The following is a 17,642-nucleotide window of genomic DNA, read 5'->3' as shown; positions in this document are numbered from 1 at the left end:
TTATTTAATAAAATAATCTCCATCAAAACTGATTAAAGAATATTTCCTTTCATCGCCTATACTTTGAGTTAATTCTTCTATGCTTAAAAAACTTAGCGTATCAGCTTCTACATATTCACGCACTTCTTCAGCATTTTTATTTGCACTGATAAGTTCTTCAAAAGTTGGAGTATCTATACCATAAGTATCAGGAAATTTGATCTCAGGACAAGCTATGGCAAGATGGATTTTGCTCGCTCCTGCAGCACGCAGTAAAGAAATGATTTTTTTAGAAGTAGTGCCACGCACCAAACTATCATCAATGACTACGATTTCTTTGCCTTCTAAAACTTTACGCATAGGGTTAAGCTTTAGTTTTACTTTTAAATTTCTAAGCTCTTGAGTTGGCTCTATAAAAGTTCTTCCTACATAATGATTTCTTACTATTGCCATTTCAAGAGGGATTTGTAAATATTGCGCAAAACCTATAGCTGCACTTACTCCACTATCTGGCACAGGCACGACAAAGTCTGCTTTATAAACAAATTTTTTAGCTAAAGCTTCGCCCATTTTTTTACGCACTTCATACACGCTTTTGCCTTCTACTATGCTATCAGGTCTAGCAAAATAAATGTATTCAAAAGCACAAATTCTAGGAGTTTGAGAAAAAAGTTCTATGCTTTCAAATTTATCATTTCCCTGAGTAAAAATAAGCATTTCTCCTGGTTTAACATCACGAATAAACTCAGCTTCTATAAGATCAAAAGCACAAGTTTCACTAGCAACTATATAGCCTCCATCTTTTAAACGTCCTAAAGATAAAGGACGTACTCCATGAGGATCTCTTACAACATAAAGTTTATCTTTGCTTGCTAAAACAAAACAATAAGCCCCTATACATTCTTTCAAACTCTCAATAAATCTATCTTTTAAGCTTTCTTGCTTACTTCTTGCGATAAGATGGACAAGATTTTCTGTATCCATATTGGTTTGAAAAATAGCCCCATCTTGAATAAGTCTTGATCTTACCTCTTCTTTATTAACTAAATTTCCATTATGCGCTAAAGCAATATCACCTAAAACCGAAGTAGCTGCTATGGGCTGAGCATCATTTAAACTTGAATTTCCTGCTGTAGAATAGCGATTATGCCCTATAGCGATTTCACCTTCTAAAGTTTTTAGATTATCAGGATTAAAAATTTGACTCACTTCACCTTTGGCTTTAATAGTCTTAATATTTTTACCATTACTCACACTAATACCACTTGCCTCTTGCCCACGGTGTTGCATAGCAAAAAGCGCATAATACGCATAAGTGCTAGCATTTTTTGAATTGATAACTCCTACAACTGCACACATTTTAAATTCCTAAAAAATCATTGATTGAATACATTTTTGCTTCTTGCTTACTAAGCCAAATAGCGATTTTAATCGCACCTTTAGCAAAAGTCGCCCTTGAAGTAGCGGTATGATTAAGTTCTAAAAATTCCCCATCTTCATAAAAACCTACTGTATGGCGTCCTACTATATCGCCACCCCTTAAACTCATCACGGCAATCTCATCTTTGCTTCTTTCACCTATAATGCCATCTCTTCCACTTACTCTTACTTTTTCAAGTTCTAAATTTCTAGCTTTTGCTACACTTTGGGCTAAAGTCATAGCCGTACCGCTTGGTGCATCTTTTTTATGGCGATGATGCATTTCTAAAATTTCTATATCAAAATTTCTTAGCATTTGACTGGCTTTACTAGCAAGATAGTTTAAAACCGCAACACCTAAAGACATATTGGTCGCATAAAAAATCGGCATCACTTCACTAGCACTTTGCATCAAATGTAAAATTTTCTCATCAAGTCCTGTTGTACCTATTACCAAAGGTTTAGGCATAGTTCTTGCATAATTTAAAAGCTCATGAGTTCCACTTGGGGAAGAAAAATCAATAATCACATCGCTTTTTTCAAAAAGCTCTTCTAAATTTCCACCCTTATCATAAAGTATCGAAATTTGTGCTTGCGTTTCGCTTTTTAAACATTCTTCAATTTGTTTTCCCATGCGTCCTTTAGCGCCATAAATTCCTATTTTAATCATCTTTTTCCTTGAAAATAAAATATTGATTTTAGCATTTATTTTGTAAATTTTAAATAATAAAATTAAGCTTTATAATTTTTTAATTTATATAAATTATCTAACAATTTTGCTTCTTCTCCTAAGCCCTTGCTATGATAAAATTTTAAATTTTTACTAAGATATTTTTGCTCTACCCAGCCACCAAAATCATGTGGATAAAGATAGTCTTGTTTTTCTTGATGATTGTTGTTAAGATAATTAGGTATTTCTAAAGCTTCATTATTTTTTACATAGTTTAAAGCTTCATTGATAGCTTTGTAGCTTGCATTGGATTTGATTGTGCTTGCTAAATAAACTACGCATTGGGCTAGGATAATTCTTGCTTCAGGATAACCTATATTTTTAACAGCTTCCAGAGTCGAAACTGCTAAATTTAAAGCATTTGGATCGGCATTTCCGACATCTTCACTTGAAAAAATCACCAAACGCCTAGCGATAAAATCCGCACTTTCTCCTGCATCAATAAGTCTTGCAAGATAATAAATAGCTGCATCAACGTCACTTCCACGTAAACTTTTTATCATTGCACTTGCTAAGATATAATGTGTATCTTTTGAGCTAACACCCTCACTATTTATGGTGTTGCGAAGTTTTTTAAGATTTTCAAGACTGATATGTTTTTCATCTAAAACCAAGACAAATTCAAGCAAATTTAGCATAGCTCTTGCATCAGCACTTTTAAGTAGAAAATCTTTAGCTTCTTTATCAATATTAAATTTCATTTTTTCTTGTACACGCAAGAGTAAAGTTTCAAGTTCCTTTACCCCTAAAGATTTAAATTCGAAAAGCATGGAACGACTTCTTATACCAGAACTTAAAACAAAATAGGGATTTTCAGTGCTTGCACCGATTAAAATTAAACGGTAATTTTCCATAGGAATTAAAAGCATTTCTTGTTGGGTTTTGCTAAGGCGGTGAATTTCATCAATAAAAATTAAAGGTTTATAAAGACTATTTTTATAATTATCTAAAATTTTTCTTAGCTCTTCGAGTTTAAAATTTCCTCCATCAAATTCATAAAAATCTAAGCCAAATTCTTTGGCTACAACTCTAGCAAAAGTTGTTTTTCCAGAACCTGCAGTTCCAAAAAAAATACTATGAGGAAGTTTTTGTAAAGCAGTAAATTTTTTGAAAATTTCTATAAGCTCATATTGTCCTAAAATATCATCAAAATTTTCAGGGCGAAAGGTCAAAGCTAGGCTCATTAATTTAAATCCATATTTGAAAATTCACTACCATTAATTTTTAGCTGAGGATTGGCTAAGCTATCATAAGATAAATTTAGAAAAAAGTTATTATTTTCTTTTAAAAAATATTGATTTAAACCTCCATAATCCTTTGTCCAAGGAAAAATTTCATCAGGCTCATCTGAACTGATAACTTGTAATTTTGCTTGATAAGAGTTGTTAATATTTAAATTACCTTGTAGACTGATATTTTGTTTATTTTTTTCAAGAATTAAATTTTGTATTTCTAGATCAAGATTTTTTTGAATAAAATGAGAGATATTGAAATTTGAGTTAAGAAATTTATTTATGGTTATATTAAATTTTGTTTTGTCAAAATTCAAATTCTGACCCAATAAAGATTTAAGATCAATATCAATTTCATTGGATTTTCCTTGTATGTTTAAGTTTATTGCTGAATTTTCTTCATTAAAATTTACTTGGTTTTTACTATAAAAAGAATTGATTTTATTGTTGTCTAGCACAAGATAATCAAAGTTGATCTCTTGTTGGCTATCGCTAAATAAATTTAACTCATAAAATTGTACAGGATTGTTAAAAAATTGTTCGTAATTTAAATTTTGCAATATAAATTTAGTATAAAATTGAGAAAAATCAATCATATCAAAATGTATTTTAATGTTTTTAATTTCTAAATTTTTATTCATTAAAGCTTCAATATATCCGCCGTTTATTATGGTATCTCCGCCTTCATTGCTTAAATTTATATCTTTAATATTTAGAAATATTTTAGAGTTGTTATCGTGTAATTTGAGAGTAAAAGTTCCTAATTGATTGTTTTTTAACACTTCATCTAAAAAATCAAAAGGATTTGTAAAATTTCCTTTTATAATTTTATCTAAGAAAAAATAATTATTAAATTTAAGGTTGATTTTGGTTGAAAGCTGTGTATGAGAGTGATTTAAAGTAAAGCTTCCTTTAGAGGTTAAAAAACCTTTTTTGAAGTAAATATCTGTAATTGTATAATCAGGATTGCTGTTTTTAATAAATTTATTAAATAAAAGTTCGTTAGTGTATCCTATATAAAATATATGAATAATAAAACCTAATATAAAACAAAAAACAATAAAAATCCATTTTTTCATTATTTGCCTTAGATGAAAATATAAGTGTTATTTTATAAATTGCTTGTTAAAAAAGAGTTTAAATTTTTATTTAAGGGTGATGAAGTAGTTTAGTAAAGAATGATTTTTATAAATCCCTTGTTAAGGGATTTATATTAATAAGCTTTTTTATAACATTGAATTTCAATTTTTCTAGCTACTGGAATAGCCTGAGTATTTGGCGTAGCAGGTGTTCCATAAGAAATTTTACTTTCTAAAAAATTTCCAACCTTTAAATCTTTAAAAGTTCCATCTTTATCTGTTCCAAAAATACCACAATCATCCATTTCTATTTCGGTATTTGGTAGAACTTTTATAGCCATTTGTCCGCCATAAATCGAGTCAATAAGCAAGGTTTTATTGTTATCATAAATTTGTGCAATAGTACCTTCAAGTTTTAGACTATCTGCAAAAAGCATTGAGCTAGCTAAAAGTGCTGATGCAAATAAAATACTTTTTTTCATAATTATTTCTCCTTCAATGTAAAGTGATAACATTATAAACTTTTTAAGTGAAGTGAATGTGAAGTTAAAATTTTGACTTTTTAGTTTTGATAATATTATGCAACTTATTATATTTTGACTATCGTTACTTCTAGTTGTAAATTTAAAAGAGTGAATACTTTATCAAAAATAATTAAAAATTATTTTTTTATTCTTGTTTAAAATGGTTACATTAAAAAATATATTTTTTCCAAAAAGCTATAAATTTAAACACATATAAGTTGGACTTAAAATATCCTATTTTATTATCGAATAAAAATGATACAAAAGGATAGGATATGGAAATTTTTTTAGCTTTATTGGGTTTTTTCTCATTAGGATTGATAGTTTGGCTTTTGCTAAAAGATTATACTCCAGCATTAGCTTTTATAAGTGTAAGTATTAGTGTAGCTTGTATTTTACTTATTCTTGAACAACTTGGTTTTGGCGTGGGTGCAGCTTTAGGGGTTAAAGGAGGTGTTTTTGATATTAAAACATTGGTTGCTTTTATTAAAGATGGAGTCAAAAGCGTAACGGATACGGCAGCTTTGTTTGTTTTTTCTATACTCTTTTTTAGTGTTTTAAATGCAAGTGGTTTTTTTACTAAAATTTTAAATGCATTTTTATCAAAAATGAAAGCTAATGTATATCAAGTTTGCATTCTTACTGTTTTTATTGCCGCTGCTGTGCATTTAGATGGTTCAGGTGCTTCTACTTTTCTTATTGTAATACCTGCATTATTACCTATTTATGAGCGTTTAGGTATAAGAAAGACTTCAATGTTATTGATTATTACTTCGGCTATGGGGGTTATGAATGTTATTCCTTGGGGTGGTCCTACTTTAAGAGCGGCTACTAATATAGGAATGGATGCAAATTTGCTTTGGCACCATATTATACCTATTCAGATTGTAGGTTTGGTATTATCCCTTCTTTTGGCAATTTGGATTGCTAAGATAGAAATAAAAAGAGGTGCAGGCGCAGGTAACTTGTCTGGAATAAATTTAAATATAGAAAAAAGCGAACACCATAATGAAAAATGGTTTTGGTTAAATTTACTTGTAGCTATTGGGGTTATTGGGCTTTTAATTAGTGGTATTTTTCCTAGTTATATTTGCTTTATGATAGGACTTGCAATAATTTTACCGCTTAATTATCCTAATTTAAAAATAGCTAAAAAAGTTTTAGATCGTGCAAGTGCTGGTGCAATGCTTATGTATATTACTTTAATTGGTGCTGGGATATTAATAGGCGTATTTGATAAAAGTGGTATTATGGAGAAAATGGGTGTTTTGATTTTAAATTTTGTTCCAGATTATTTAGGTGCTTATATTCCTTTGATGGTAGGGGTATTGGCTGTTCCAATGGCAATTATTTTTTGTACAGATTCTTATTTTTATGGAGTGATGCCTATAGTTTTGAGTGTAACTAAGGCTTTTGGCGCTGAACCTTTGACTATAGCTATTATCATGGTGATAGCAAGAAATTGTGCGACATTTATTTCTCCTGTTGTGCCTGCAACTTTGCTAGGTTGTGGTTTAGCAGAGGTTAATATTAAAGATCATATCAAAAGAAGCTTTTTTTATATATGGGGTATAAGTATTATTTGCTTGATTTTTGCTGAGGTAGCTGGGATAATATAATTAAAATAAAAGAACTTTTGATTTTTCAATGATTGGTTCATTGTTTTATGATATTTTTGAGTCAAAAATTTATAAAAATATAAGCGTTTTTTTGTATTATTTTATTTTGCTTTAGAGAAAAATTATAAATTTAAACTTATAAGAATATTTTTTAAGTTGAAAGTAAATTTTAAAACGGAGAAATGATGTACAAAAAACAAAATTTACCAGAACTTACCTTAAGGGGTTTGATTTTGGGAAGCATTTTAACTATTATTTTTACAGCTTCAAATGTATATTTGGGGTTAAAAGTGGGACTTACTTTTTCATCATCAATTCCAGCTGTGGTCATCTCCATGGCGGTTTTGAGTCTTTTTAAGACTTCAAATATTTTAGAAAATAATATGGTTCAAACTCAAGCTTCAGCAGCAGGAACTTTATCATCAGTTATTTTTGTTATCCCAGGGCTTTTTATGTGTGGATATTGGAGTGAATTTCCACTTTGGCAAACTTTTATGATATGTCTTTGTGGTGGCGGACTTGGAGTGCTTTTTACTATACCATTAAGAAAGGCTATGGTGGTTGAAAGCAAACTTGCTTATCCTGAAGGTAGAGCCGCAGCTGAAATTTTAAAAGTAGCCAATAAAGATCAGAGCAATAAAAAAGGAAAACAAGGTATTAAAGAAATAGCATTAGGCTCTTTTATAGCTGCTATTTTTAGTTTATTAAGCAATGGTTTTAAACTCGCTGCAAGTGAGAGTAATTTTGCTTTTATTTGGAATAAAATGGTTTTTGGTTTTTCTATGGGATATTCTTTGGCACTTTTAGGAGCGGGTTATTTAGTTGGTTTAGCAGGTGCTATAGCTCTTTTTGTAGGTATGTTTTTAGCTTGGGGTATTTTTACTCCTTATCTTTCAAATTTTGAATTCGATAGTGCAAAAAATGCCGTAGATTTAGCTTCTAGTGTATGGAGTTCTAAAGTAAGGCTTATAGGAACAGGAGCTATTGCTATAGCAGCGCTTTGGACTTTAATAGAACTTTTAAAACCCGTTATTGAAGGTATTAAAGAAATTGTTAGAAATGTTAAAATTACTAATCAAGAAAAAAATGAAAGAACAAATATAGACCTTTCTTTAAAAAGTATTTTTATACTTTTTGTTTTAATGGTTGTGGGTTTATTTATTACTTTTTATAGTTTTGTTGAAGATGCTAACTTAAGTATTTATTATCAAATGCTATTTTCATTTGTTGGAACTTTAGTTTCTGTTTTAATAGGTTTTTTTGTTGCAGCAGCTTGCGGATATATGGCAGGACTTGTAGGATCTTCTTCTAGTCCTATTTCTGGAATCGGACTTATTGGTGTTATTATTTCTTCTATTGTTTTTTTGGTTTTAGGTGTGGAACTTTTTCAAGATCCTATGCTTTCTAAATTTGCAGTAGCATTAGCTATTTTTACTACTAGTGTTATTTTGGCTACAGCTGCTATTTCGAATGATAATTTACAAGATTTAAAGACAGGGCATTTAGTCGGAGCTACTCCTTGGAAGCAACAAGTTGCTTTACTTGTAGGCTGTATTTTTGGTGCTTTGGCTATAGTTCCTGTTTTAAATTTGCTTTATCAAGCCTATGGTTTTGTTGGGGCAATGCCAAGAGAAGGTATGGATGCTTCATCGGCTTTAGCAGCACCACAAGCGAATTTAATGAGTACTATCGCTCAAGGAATTTTTCATCACAATATAGAGTGGGGTTATATGGCTTTTGGTGTATTTGTAGGAATTTTAATGATTATTATAGATAAAATTTTAAGAAGAACACAGAAAATGTCTTTGCCACCTTTAGCCGTTGGAATAGGTATTTACCTTCCACCTGCTGTAAATATACCTTTAGTTATAGGCGGAATTTTAAAATATATTGTAATGCAATACTTAACTAAAAAATATGCAAAAAATTCTCATAAAGAAGAAAAACTTGCAAGTTGTGAGCAAAGAGGCACGCTTTTTGCTTCAGGGCTTATAGTGGGTGAAAGTATTTTTGGGGTAATTATCGCAGGAATTACTGTATTTTCAGTAAGTATGGGTGGTAGTGAAAATCCTTTAGCTTTAAATTTAACAAATTTTCATGATAGCGAGCTTTTAGCACTTATCTTTTTTGTGGGAGTTGTATTATATTTCATTAAGCGTATTGTTAAAAAAGATGCTTAATTTTTGGGGTTAAAACCCCATTTAATCCATTCTGATATAATTTTTCTTTTGCAATTATCATTCAAGGATTAAAATGGAAAATTTATATGCTTTAATACTTGGAATTATAGAAGGTCTGACTGAGTTTTTACCTGTTTCTTCAACAGGACATATGATTTTAGGTACGACTATTTTAGGTATTGATATAGATGAGTTTTGGAAAAGTTTTTTGATTATTATCCAGCTTGGTTCTATTTTGGCGGTAATTTTTGTATTTTGGCGTAAATTGTTTCAAGGGCTTGATATTTGGTTAAAACTTGCAGTGGGATTTTTTCCTACTGGAGTTATAGGGCTTTTTGTGGCAAAATACTTAAATGCTTTATTTAATGGTTGGGTTGTGGTTGGAATGCTCATTTTTGGTGGTGTTGTGTTTATTTTTATAGAGCTTGCACATAAAAATAAACAATATCGTATCAATTCTTTAGAAGAAATAAGTTTTAAACAAGCTTTTTGTATAGGTATTTTTCAATCTTTAGCCATGATTCCTGGAACTTCAAGAAGTGGAGCAAGTATTATTGGTGGGCTTTTGTTAAGATTTAATAGAAAAGTGGCTGCTGAATTTAGCTTTTTGCTTGCCATTCCAACGATGATTATTGCTACGGCTTACAGCATTTATAAAGAGCCTGAATTGCTGAGTAACGCAAATTCTTTAATTCCTTTAGGCATAGGTTTTATCACTGCTTTTGTCGTTGCGGTTTTAGTTATAAAATTTTTCTTAAAATTTATTTCTAAATTTAATTTTATCCCTTTTGGAATTTATCGCATTATTTTGGGGCTTATTTTCTTTTATGTGTATTATAGTGGGATTTTAAATGCTGGAAGTGAATTTAAGCTATAAATAAATATTAAATTTATTCTAAGATTTTTTTAAAAATAAGCTGAATTTCAAAAATAATTAAGTCTTAGAAAGTTAAAATTAGAACTTTATAAACACTCACAGGGTAAGTGAGCGACAAAGGGTTAAAAATATGGAAAAAGAAGTTATTGCGTATTTGGATAATGAGACAATAATTGACTCTCAAAGTGTGAAAGATACAAATTTAAAAGAAATTTATTTTGATAATTCTAAAGAAAGTTTAGAAGTAATCCGTCATTCTTGTGCACATTTAATGGCACAGGCGATTAAGAGTTTGTATCCTGAAGCTAAATTTTTCGTTGGTCCTGTTATAGAAGATGGATTTTATTATGATTTTCGTGTAGAAAGTAAGATCGGCGAAGAAGATTTAGTAAAAATTGAAAAAAAGATGAAAGAACTTGCTGAAGCAAAGATTGAAATTTCAAAATATGAAATCACAAAAAACGAAGCTTTGACTAAATTTCAAAATGATGATTTAAAACAAGAAGTTTTATTGCGTATTCCTGATGGAGCTGTAAGTATTTATAAGCAAGGCGAATTTGAAGATTTGTGTCGTGGTCCTCATGTGCCAAATACGAAATTTTTACGCTTTTTTAAACTCACTCGTGTTGCAGGAGCGTATTTGGGTGGTGATGAAAAAAGAGAAATGCTTACTCGAATTTATGGGACTGCTTTTGCAGATAAGGAAAGTTTAAAAGAGTATTTAACTATTATTGAAGAAGCTAAAAAACGTGATCATAGAAAGCTTGGAACAGAGCTTAAGCTTTTTACTTTTGATGATGAGATCGGAGGAGGTCTTCCTATTTGGTTGAGTAATGGTGCAAGACTTAGATCTAAACTTGAACATATGCTTTATAAGATCCATCGTTTGCGTGGTTATGAGCCTGTGCGTGGGCCTGAGCTTTTAAAAGCAGATGCATGGAAAATCAGTGGACATTATGCAAACTATAAAGAAAATATGTATTTTACACAAATTGATGAACAAGAATATGGCATTAAGCCTATGAACTGTGTGGGGCATATTAAAATTTATCAAAGTGATATAAGAAGTTATCGTGATTTGCCTTTGAAATTTTTTGAATACGGCGTGGTGCATCGTCATGAAAAAAGTGGGGTTTTGCACGGACTTTTTAGGGTGAGAGAATTCACTCAAGATGATGCGCATATTTTTTGTATGCCAAGTCAGATTAAAGAGCAGGTTTTAGAAATTTTAGCTTTTGTAGATAATTTGATGAAATTATTTGATTTTAGCTATGAAATGGAAATTTCAACTAAACCTGAAAAAGCCATAGGTGATGATGAAATTTGGGAAGTAGCAACTAAGGCTTTAAAAGAAGCTTTAGATGAACAAGGTTTAAAATACGGTATTGACGAAGGTGGAGGGGCTTTTTATGGGCCAAAGATTGATATTAAAATCACCGATGCTTTAAAAAGAAAGTGGCAATGCGGAACCATACAAGTAGATTTTAACCTGCCAAGTCGTTTTAAACTTGAATACACTGATAGTGATAATGAAAAAAAACAACCTGTAATGTTGCATCGTGCGATTTTAGGTTCTTTTGAAAGATTTATAGGAATTTTAACCGAGCATTGTGCGGGTGAGTTTCCATTTTTTATCGCACCAACTGCGGTGGGTATAGTGCCAATAGGCGAAGCACATATTGCTTACGCAAAAGAAATTCAAAAAGAATTATTAGAGCTTAATATTGATAGCGAGGTGTATGAAAAAAATGAGAGTTTAAGTAAGAAAATTCGTATCGCTGAAAAACAAAAATTACCTATGATTTTAGTTTTAGGCGATGATGAGGTGGCAAAGCGTAGCGTTGCTTTAAGAGATAGAAGAGCTAAAGAACAAAAAAATCTTAGCTTGGATGAATTTATTAAATTAGTTAAGGAGAAAATGAGTGAGGTACACTTTTGAGTAAAGAAAAAGAAGTATTGCTCAATGAAGAAATAAGAGCGGATGAAATCAGATGTGTTGGCGATGATGGCAAGGTTTATGGTATTATTAGTAGTGATGAAGCTTTAGAAATTGCAAATCGTTTAGGACTTGATCTTGTAATGATAGCTGCAGATGCTAAGCCACCTGTTTGCAAGATCATGGACTATGGTAAATTCCGTTATCAACAAGAGAAAAAACAAAAAGAAGCAAAGAAAAAACAAAAAGTGATTGATATAAAAGAAATCAAACTTTCTGTAAAAATTGCTCAAAATGATATTAACTACAAGGTAAAACATGCTTTAGAATTTTTAGAACAAGGTAAGCATGTGAGATTTCGTGTGTTCTTAAAAGGACGTGAAATGGCAACTCCTGAAGCAGGTGTAGCTTTGCTTGAAAAAATTTGGACTATGATAGAAAATGAAGCTAATCGTGACAAAGAGCCAAATTTTGAAGGTCGTTATGTAAATATGCTTGTAACTCCAAAAAAAGCTTAATCCACTTTTGTGGATAAGGCTTTTAAAGGTTTTAAATTTTGAAAGAAAATCCTTCTTTTTTAAAAGAGCAAATTATAACTTATCTTGGAAATAAAAGAGCGCTTTTAAGTTTTTTAAATAAGGGCTTTAAGGTAGCTAAAAAAGAACTTGGTAAAGATAAATTTAGTTTTTGTGATATATTTAGTGGCTCAGGTGTTGTAAGTCGTTTTGCAAAAGCACACTCAAATTATATTTTAGCCAATGATTTAGAAGATTATTCAAAACTCATCAATGAGTGTTATCTTGCTAATAAAGACAAAGATTTGCTTCAAAATATAAAAAAGTATTATAAAAAATTAATCCAAAATTTAGGTTTTCAAAAAGGTTTTATCAGTGAGCTTTATGCTCCAAAAGATGATGATGATATTAAAAAAAATGAAAGGGTTTTTTATACTTTTAAAAATGCTTTATATCTTGATACTATGAGACAAAGAATTGAAAATGAAATTCCAAAAGAATTGAGACATTTCTTTATAGCCCCTTTAATTTATGAAGCTAGTGTGCATTCAAATACTAGTGGAGTTTTTAAAGGTTTTTATAAGGGTAAGGATGGTATCGGAAAATTTGGTGGCGAAGGACAAAATGCACTTAAACGCATTAAAGGAGAAATAGAGCTTAAAATGCCTATTTTTTCAAATTTTTCTTGTGAATTTGAAGTGATGCAAAAGGATGCAAGCATGCTTGCAAAAGAACTTGATTTTTTTGATGTGGTTTATCTTGATCCTCCTTATAATCAACATCCTTATAGTTCTAATTATTTTATGTTAAATTTAATCGCAAATTATAAAAAACCTGAAGAAATTTCTAAAATCAGTGGCATTCCAAAAGATTGGAATCGTAGTACTTTTAATAAGTCAAAATTTGCCCAAGACGCTTTATTTGAACTCATTAATGATTTAAAAGCAAGAGTGATTTTACTTTCTTATAATTGTGAAGGTTTTGTAAAAAAAGAAATTTTTTTAAAGCGTTTAAGTACTCTTGGAAAATGTCGGATTTTAGAACAAAAATATAATACTTTTAGAGCTTCTCGCAATCTTAAAAATCGTAATATCCATCTTCATGAACAACTTTATATTTTAGTTAAAAATTAAATTCTTGTTGCTAAAATTATTTTTTATTTTGCATGATTAAATTAATTTTATTTTTTCAGATGTTTTGATTTTCGAGCAATAAAGATAAGGTTGAAGAGAATAATAGTTAAAATTTTTAACTTTTTTTGTTTATAATACTTCCTTTTACATTTAAAGGATAAAGATGAAAATAAAAGTTGGGATTTTAGGAGCGAGTGGTTATGCAGGTAATGAGCTTGTACGCATTTTGCTTAATCATCCCAAAGTTGAAATTTCTTATTTAGGTTCGAGTTCTAGCGTGGGACAAAATTATCAAGATCTTTATCCTAATACCCCTTTAAATTTATGTTTTGAAAATAAAAATTTAGATGAACTTGAACTTGATCTTTTGTTTTTGGCTACTCCGCATGAATTTAGCGCTAAGCTTTTAAATGAGAATTTGTTAAAAAAGATGAAAATCATTGATTTAAGTGCAGATTTTCGTCTTAAAAATCCTAAAGATTATGAGCTTTGGTATAAATTCACTCATCCTAATCAAGAGCTTTTGCAAAATGCAGTTTATGGACTTTGCGAGCTTTATAAAGAAGAGATAAAAAAAGCAAGTTTAGTGGCAAATCCAGGTTGTTATACCACTTGTTCTATCTTAAGTCTTTATCCGCTTTTTAAAGAAAAGATCATTGATTTTAGCTCAGTTATCATTGATGCAAAAAGTGGAGTAAGTGGAGCAGGAAGAAGTGCAAAGGTGGAAAATCTTTTTTGTGAAGTTAATGAAAATATCAAAGCTTATGGTTTGGCTTCACACCGTCATACTCCTGAAATTGAAGAACATTTAAGCTATGCAGCCAAAGAGAAAATCACTTTACAATTTACCCCTCATCTTGTACCTATGCAAAGAGGAATTTTAATCAGTGCTTATGCAAATTTAAAAGAGAATTTGCAAGAACAAGATATACGCGATATTTATACAAAATACTATCAAAACAATAAATTCATAAGGCTTTTACCGCCGCAGTCGTTTCCGCAGACTCGGTGGGTTAAATCAAGCAATTTTGCGGATATTAATGTTAGTATAGATCAACGCACAAGGCGTGTTATTGTGCTTGGTGCTATTGATAATTTAATCAAAGGTGCAGCAGGACAAGCTGTTCAAAATATGAATTTAATGTTTGATTTTGATGAAGATGAAGGACTTAAATTCTTTGCAAATTTGTAAAGGATAAAAATGTTAATACGAGCTATGCAAAAAAGCGATTATGAAGTCGTTTATAAGCTTTGGTGCGAGATAAAAGGCTTTGGGATAAGAAGTATTGATGATAGCAAAGAAAATATAGAAAATTTTTTAGATAGAAACCCAAATCTTAGCGTTGTAGCAGTGATTGATGAAGAAATTGTAGGAAGTATACTTTGCGGGCATGATGGACGTACAGGGGGATTTTATCATGTATGTGTACATAAAGATCATAGAAAAAAGGGTATAGCACACGAGATGACGAAATTTTGTCTTGAGGCTTTAAAAGCTCAAAAGATCAATAAAATCGCCTTAATCGCTTTTAAAAACAATGATTTGGGCAATGAGTTTTGGAAACATTATGGTTTTACTTTAAGAGAAGATGCGAATTATTACGATCTTTCTTTAAATGAGTATAATCAAACTAGCTTTAATGCTTAAGGAATGATCATGCAAAAATATTTAGAAAAAGCTAATGTCTTAATCGAAGCTTTGCCTTATATACGCAAGTTTAATTCCAAGATTATACTTATAAAATACGGTGGATCAGCTATGGAAAATGAAGAGCTAAAGCATTGCGTGATGCAAGATATAGCTCTTTTAAAACTCGTGGGTTTAAAGCCTATCATCGTACATGGTGGAGGAAAAGATATTTCTGCTATGTGTGAAAAATTAGGCGTAAAGAGTGAGTTTAAAAACGGTCTTAGGGTTAGTGATAAAGCCACTACTGAAGTAGCCAGTATGGTTTTAAATCATATCAATAAAAATTTAGTCCATAGTTTACAAAATTTAGGAGTTAAAGCCATAGGGCTTTGTGGTAAAGATGGTGCACTTTTAGAATGTGTGAAAAAAGATGTAAATTTAGCTTTTGTTGGCACGATACAAAAGGTAAATTCGAAAATTTTAGAAGAGCTTTTGGAAAAAGATTTTTTACCTATCATTGCTCCTATTGGTATGGATGAGGATTTTAATACTTATAATATCAACGCTGATGACGCAGCTTGTGCGATTGCTAAAGCTTTAAGGGCTGAAAAACTTGCTTTTTTAACGGATACTGCAGGGCTTTATGAGGATTTTAATGATAAAAATTCTTTAATTTCTAAAATCAGTCTTGAACAGGCTAAAATTTTAGCTCCTAAAATAGAAGGTGGTATGCATGTAAAATTAAAATCTTGCATTGATGCTTGTGAAAATGGAGTTAAAAAGGTGCATATTTTAGATGGACGCGTGAAGCATTCTTTGTTGCTTGAGTTTTTTACCGATGAAGGTATAGGCACTTTGGTGGGTTAAAGGATGAAAATGGATTATAAAGAACAAAGTCATATTATCCCTACTTATAAGCGTTTTGATATAGTTTTAGAAAAAGGGCAAGGGGTTTATCTTTTTGATGATAAGGCTAAAAAATATCTTGATTTTTCAAGTGGCATAGGTGTTTGTGCTTTAGGATATAATCATGCTAAATTTAATGCTAAAATCAAAGCTCAAGTGGATAAACTTTTACATACTAGCAATTTATATTATAATGAAAACATAGCCGCTGCAGCTAAAAATTTAGCCAAAGCTAGTGCTTTAGAGCGTGTTTTTTTTACAAATTCTGGTACAGAAAGTATAGAAGGAGCGATGAAAACAGCTAGAAAATACGCCTTTAACAAAGGTATTAAGGGTGGACAATTTATCGCTTTTAAGCATTCTTTTCATGGGCGTACTTTAGGGGCTTTATCGCTTACTGCTAATGAAAAATATCAAAAGCCTTTTAAACCTTTAATTTCAGGGGTTAAATTTGCAAAATATAATGATATTTCAAGCGTTGAAAAACTGGTAAATGAAAAAACTTGTGCCATTATCTTAGAAAGCGTACAAGGAGAAGGTGGGATAAATCCTGCAAATAAAGATTTTTACAAAGCCTTAAGAAAGCTTTGCGATGAAAAAGATATATTATTAATCGCTGATGAAATTCAATGTGGTATGGGTAGAAGTGGAAAATTTTTTGCCTATGAGCACGCACAAATTTTGCCTGATATCATGACTTCAGCTAAGGCCTTAGGCTGTGGGCTTAGTGTGGGTGCTTTTGTAATAAATCAAAAAGTAGCAAGCAATTCTTTAGAAGCGGGTGATCATGGAAGCACTTATGGGGGAAATCCTTTGGTTTGTGCAGGAATGAATGCGATTTTTGAAATTTTTAAAGAAGAAAAAATTTTAGAAAATGTCAATAAACTCACGCCTTATTTAGAGCAAAGTTTAGATGAGTTGATCAAAGAATTTGATTTTTGTAAAAAACGCAAAGGCTTAGGGTTTATGCAAGGGCTTAGTCTTGATAAAAGTATAAAAGTGTCCAAGATCATTCAAAAATGCCAAGAAAACGCACTTTTGCTGATAAGTTGTGGGGAGAATGACTTGAGATTTTTACCTCCTTTGATTTTGCAAAAAGAACATATTGATGAAATGAGTGAAAAGTTAAGAAAGGCTCTAAAGAGTTTTTAATAAATTTTGTAAAAAAAGTTTATTCTTTTCCATCTACTATAGGCACAAATAAACATTCTTCTAAAATTTCTTTTTGTAAATTTGTGCCATTTTTTCTAAGGCGTGTGATGAATTGTTTGCCATTGTGTAAAATAGGAGCGACTAAAATCCCGCCATCGCTTAATTGATCGAGTAAAATTTCAGGAATTTGTGTCGCATAAGCAGAAAATAAAATTCTATCATAAGGAGCATAATTTTTCCAGCCATTTTGTCCATCATCAAATTTTACATTGATATTAAAAAGTTCTAATTCTCTGAAAGTTTGAGCGGCTTTTTTGGCTAAATTTTCTATGCGTTCTATGGTAAAAACACGCCTTATGACTTTGCTTAAAATCGCAGCTTGATAGCCGCTTCCACAACCTATCTCTAAAATACTATCAGCATTTTTAAAATCTAAAGCCATAGTCATTTTAGCTACAGTTAAAGGTGAACTAATCCATTGAGAATTTGCCAAAGGCAAAGCATCAAGGCGATAAGCATGGGCTTTTAAAGGAGAAAAAATTTCACGCGGAATTTGACAAAAAGCATTAAAAAGCTCTTCATTGATAAAAACTTTTTGTGCAATTTCTTCAGCCATATTTTGACATCTTTTTTGTTCAAATGCGTTCATTACTTCTCCTATAAATTTAAATAAAAATTGTAACTAAAAAAGTTGAAATAGAGTTAAACTTAGCTATACTTAAATAAAAAGG

The 17,642-nt window shown here is 30.8% G+C and carries 16 protein-coding genes; 10 read left to right on the top strand and 6 right to left on the bottom strand.

Annotation, left to right across the window (positions count from 1 at the left end; all coding sequences use genetic code 11):
* The 5 genes from purF to ELQ12_RS06275 all read right to left on the bottom strand — a co-directional run bounded on the left by purF (window position 1) and on the right by ELQ12_RS06275 (window position 4,921).
* Window positions 1-1,338 carry an amidophosphoribosyltransferase gene (purF, locus tag ELQ12_RS06295; RefSeq protein ID WP_052859064.1) on the bottom strand — a complete coding sequence of 446 codons (1,338 nt, stop codon included), beginning with the start codon at window positions 1,336-1,338 and terminating at the stop codon, window positions 1-3.
* Between the two features lies 1 nt (window position 1,339).
* Entirely contained in the window at window positions 1,340-2,068 is a 729-nt protein-coding gene (dapB, locus tag ELQ12_RS06290; RefSeq protein WP_052802346.1) for a 4-hydroxy-tetrahydrodipicolinate reductase, read from the bottom strand.
* Window positions 2,069-2,130: 62 nt separating this feature from the next.
* Window positions 2,131-3,312, bottom strand: coding sequence for an AAA family ATPase (locus ELQ12_RS06285; RefSeq protein ID WP_044778724.1), 1,182 nt, complete (start codon window positions 3,310-3,312; stop codon window positions 2,131-2,133).
* Entirely contained in the window at window positions 3,312-4,439 is a 1,128-nt protein-coding gene (locus ELQ12_RS06280) for a hypothetical protein (protein WP_070261529.1), read from the bottom strand. Before ELQ12_RS06280 ends, ELQ12_RS06285 begins: the two co-directional genes overlap by 1 nt.
* 134 nt (window positions 4,440-4,573) lie before the next feature.
* On the bottom strand, window positions 4,574-4,921 hold the full coding sequence (locus ELQ12_RS06275; RefSeq protein ID WP_002915799.1) for a hypothetical protein: 348 nt from the start codon (window positions 4,919-4,921) through the stop codon (window positions 4,574-4,576).
* A gap of 317 nt (window positions 4,922-5,238) precedes the next feature.
* Between ELQ12_RS06275 and ELQ12_RS06270 the strand changes: the two genes are divergently transcribed.
* The 10 genes from ELQ12_RS06270 (at window position 5,239) to ELQ12_RS06225 (ending at window position 16,911) form a co-directional block, all read left to right on the top strand.
* Window positions 5,239-6,582: an SLC13 family permease gene (locus ELQ12_RS06270; protein WP_134264631.1), complete on the top strand. Its 1,344-nt coding sequence runs from the start codon at window positions 5,239-5,241 to the stop codon at window positions 6,580-6,582.
* Between the two features lie 182 nt (window positions 6,583-6,764).
* On the top strand, window positions 6,765-8,762 hold the full coding sequence (locus ELQ12_RS06265) for an oligopeptide transporter, OPT family (protein ID WP_126231848.1): 1,998 nt from the start codon (window positions 6,765-6,767) through the stop codon (window positions 8,760-8,762).
* A 73-nt stretch (window positions 8,763-8,835) separates the two neighbouring features.
* Entirely contained in the window at window positions 8,836-9,639 is an 804-nt protein-coding gene (locus ELQ12_RS06260) for an undecaprenyl-diphosphate phosphatase (RefSeq protein ID WP_070261531.1), read from the top strand.
* A gap of 130 nt (window positions 9,640-9,769) precedes the next feature.
* Entirely contained in the window at window positions 9,770-11,578 is a 1,809-nt protein-coding gene (gene thrS, locus ELQ12_RS06255; RefSeq protein ID WP_070261532.1) for a threonine--tRNA ligase, read from the top strand.
* Complete coding sequence (gene infC / locus ELQ12_RS06250; RefSeq protein ID WP_002851726.1) at window positions 11,575-12,093, top strand: translation initiation factor IF-3; 519 nt, start codon at window positions 11,575-11,577, stop codon at window positions 12,091-12,093. The genes thrS and infC overlap by 4 nt, the downstream gene beginning before the upstream one ends.
* A 38-nt stretch (window positions 12,094-12,131) precedes the next feature.
* Window positions 12,132-13,223, top strand: a complete 1,092-nt coding sequence (locus ELQ12_RS06245; protein WP_044778732.1) for a DNA adenine methylase — start codon at window positions 12,132-12,134, stop codon at window positions 13,221-13,223.
* A 163-nt stretch (window positions 13,224-13,386) separates the two neighbouring features.
* A complete protein-coding gene (gene argC, locus ELQ12_RS06240) occupies window positions 13,387-14,415 on the top strand; it encodes an N-acetyl-gamma-glutamyl-phosphate reductase (protein ID WP_052949953.1) in 1,029 nt (342 codons plus the stop codon).
* A gap of 9 nt (window positions 14,416-14,424) precedes the next feature.
* Window positions 14,425-14,871 (top strand): N-acetyltransferase, encoded by a 447-nt coding sequence (locus ELQ12_RS06235; protein WP_044778734.1) that lies wholly within the window; start codon window positions 14,425-14,427, stop codon window positions 14,869-14,871.
* 3 nt (window positions 14,872-14,874) lie between these two features.
* The gene (gene argB, locus ELQ12_RS06230) at window positions 14,875-15,720 is read left to right on the top strand and encodes an acetylglutamate kinase (protein WP_072223576.1); all 846 of its coding nucleotides are present in this window, start codon (window positions 14,875-14,877) and stop codon (window positions 15,718-15,720) included.
* Between the two features lie 3 nt (window positions 15,721-15,723).
* Window positions 15,724-16,911, top strand: coding sequence for an aspartate aminotransferase family protein (locus ELQ12_RS06225; RefSeq protein WP_074486872.1), 1,188 nt, complete (start codon window positions 15,724-15,726; stop codon window positions 16,909-16,911).
* A gap of 19 nt (window positions 16,912-16,930) precedes the next feature.
* Here ELQ12_RS06225 and ELQ12_RS06220 read toward each other — a convergent pair whose 3' ends face one another.
* On the bottom strand, window positions 16,931-17,560 hold the full coding sequence (locus tag ELQ12_RS06220) for a protein-L-isoaspartate(D-aspartate) O-methyltransferase (protein WP_002861021.1): 630 nt from the start codon (window positions 17,558-17,560) through the stop codon (window positions 16,931-16,933).
* Between the last annotated feature and the right edge of the window lie 82 nt (window positions 17,561-17,642).

Origin of the sequence: Campylobacter sp. US25a (assembly GCF_004379075.1) — a bacterium.
Classification (GTDB): domain Bacteria; phylum Campylobacterota; class Campylobacteria; order Campylobacterales; family Campylobacteraceae; genus Campylobacter_D; species Campylobacter_D jejuni.
Note: the sequence above shows the minus strand (reverse complement) of the source record. Positions and strands in the feature narration are given on the sequence as shown.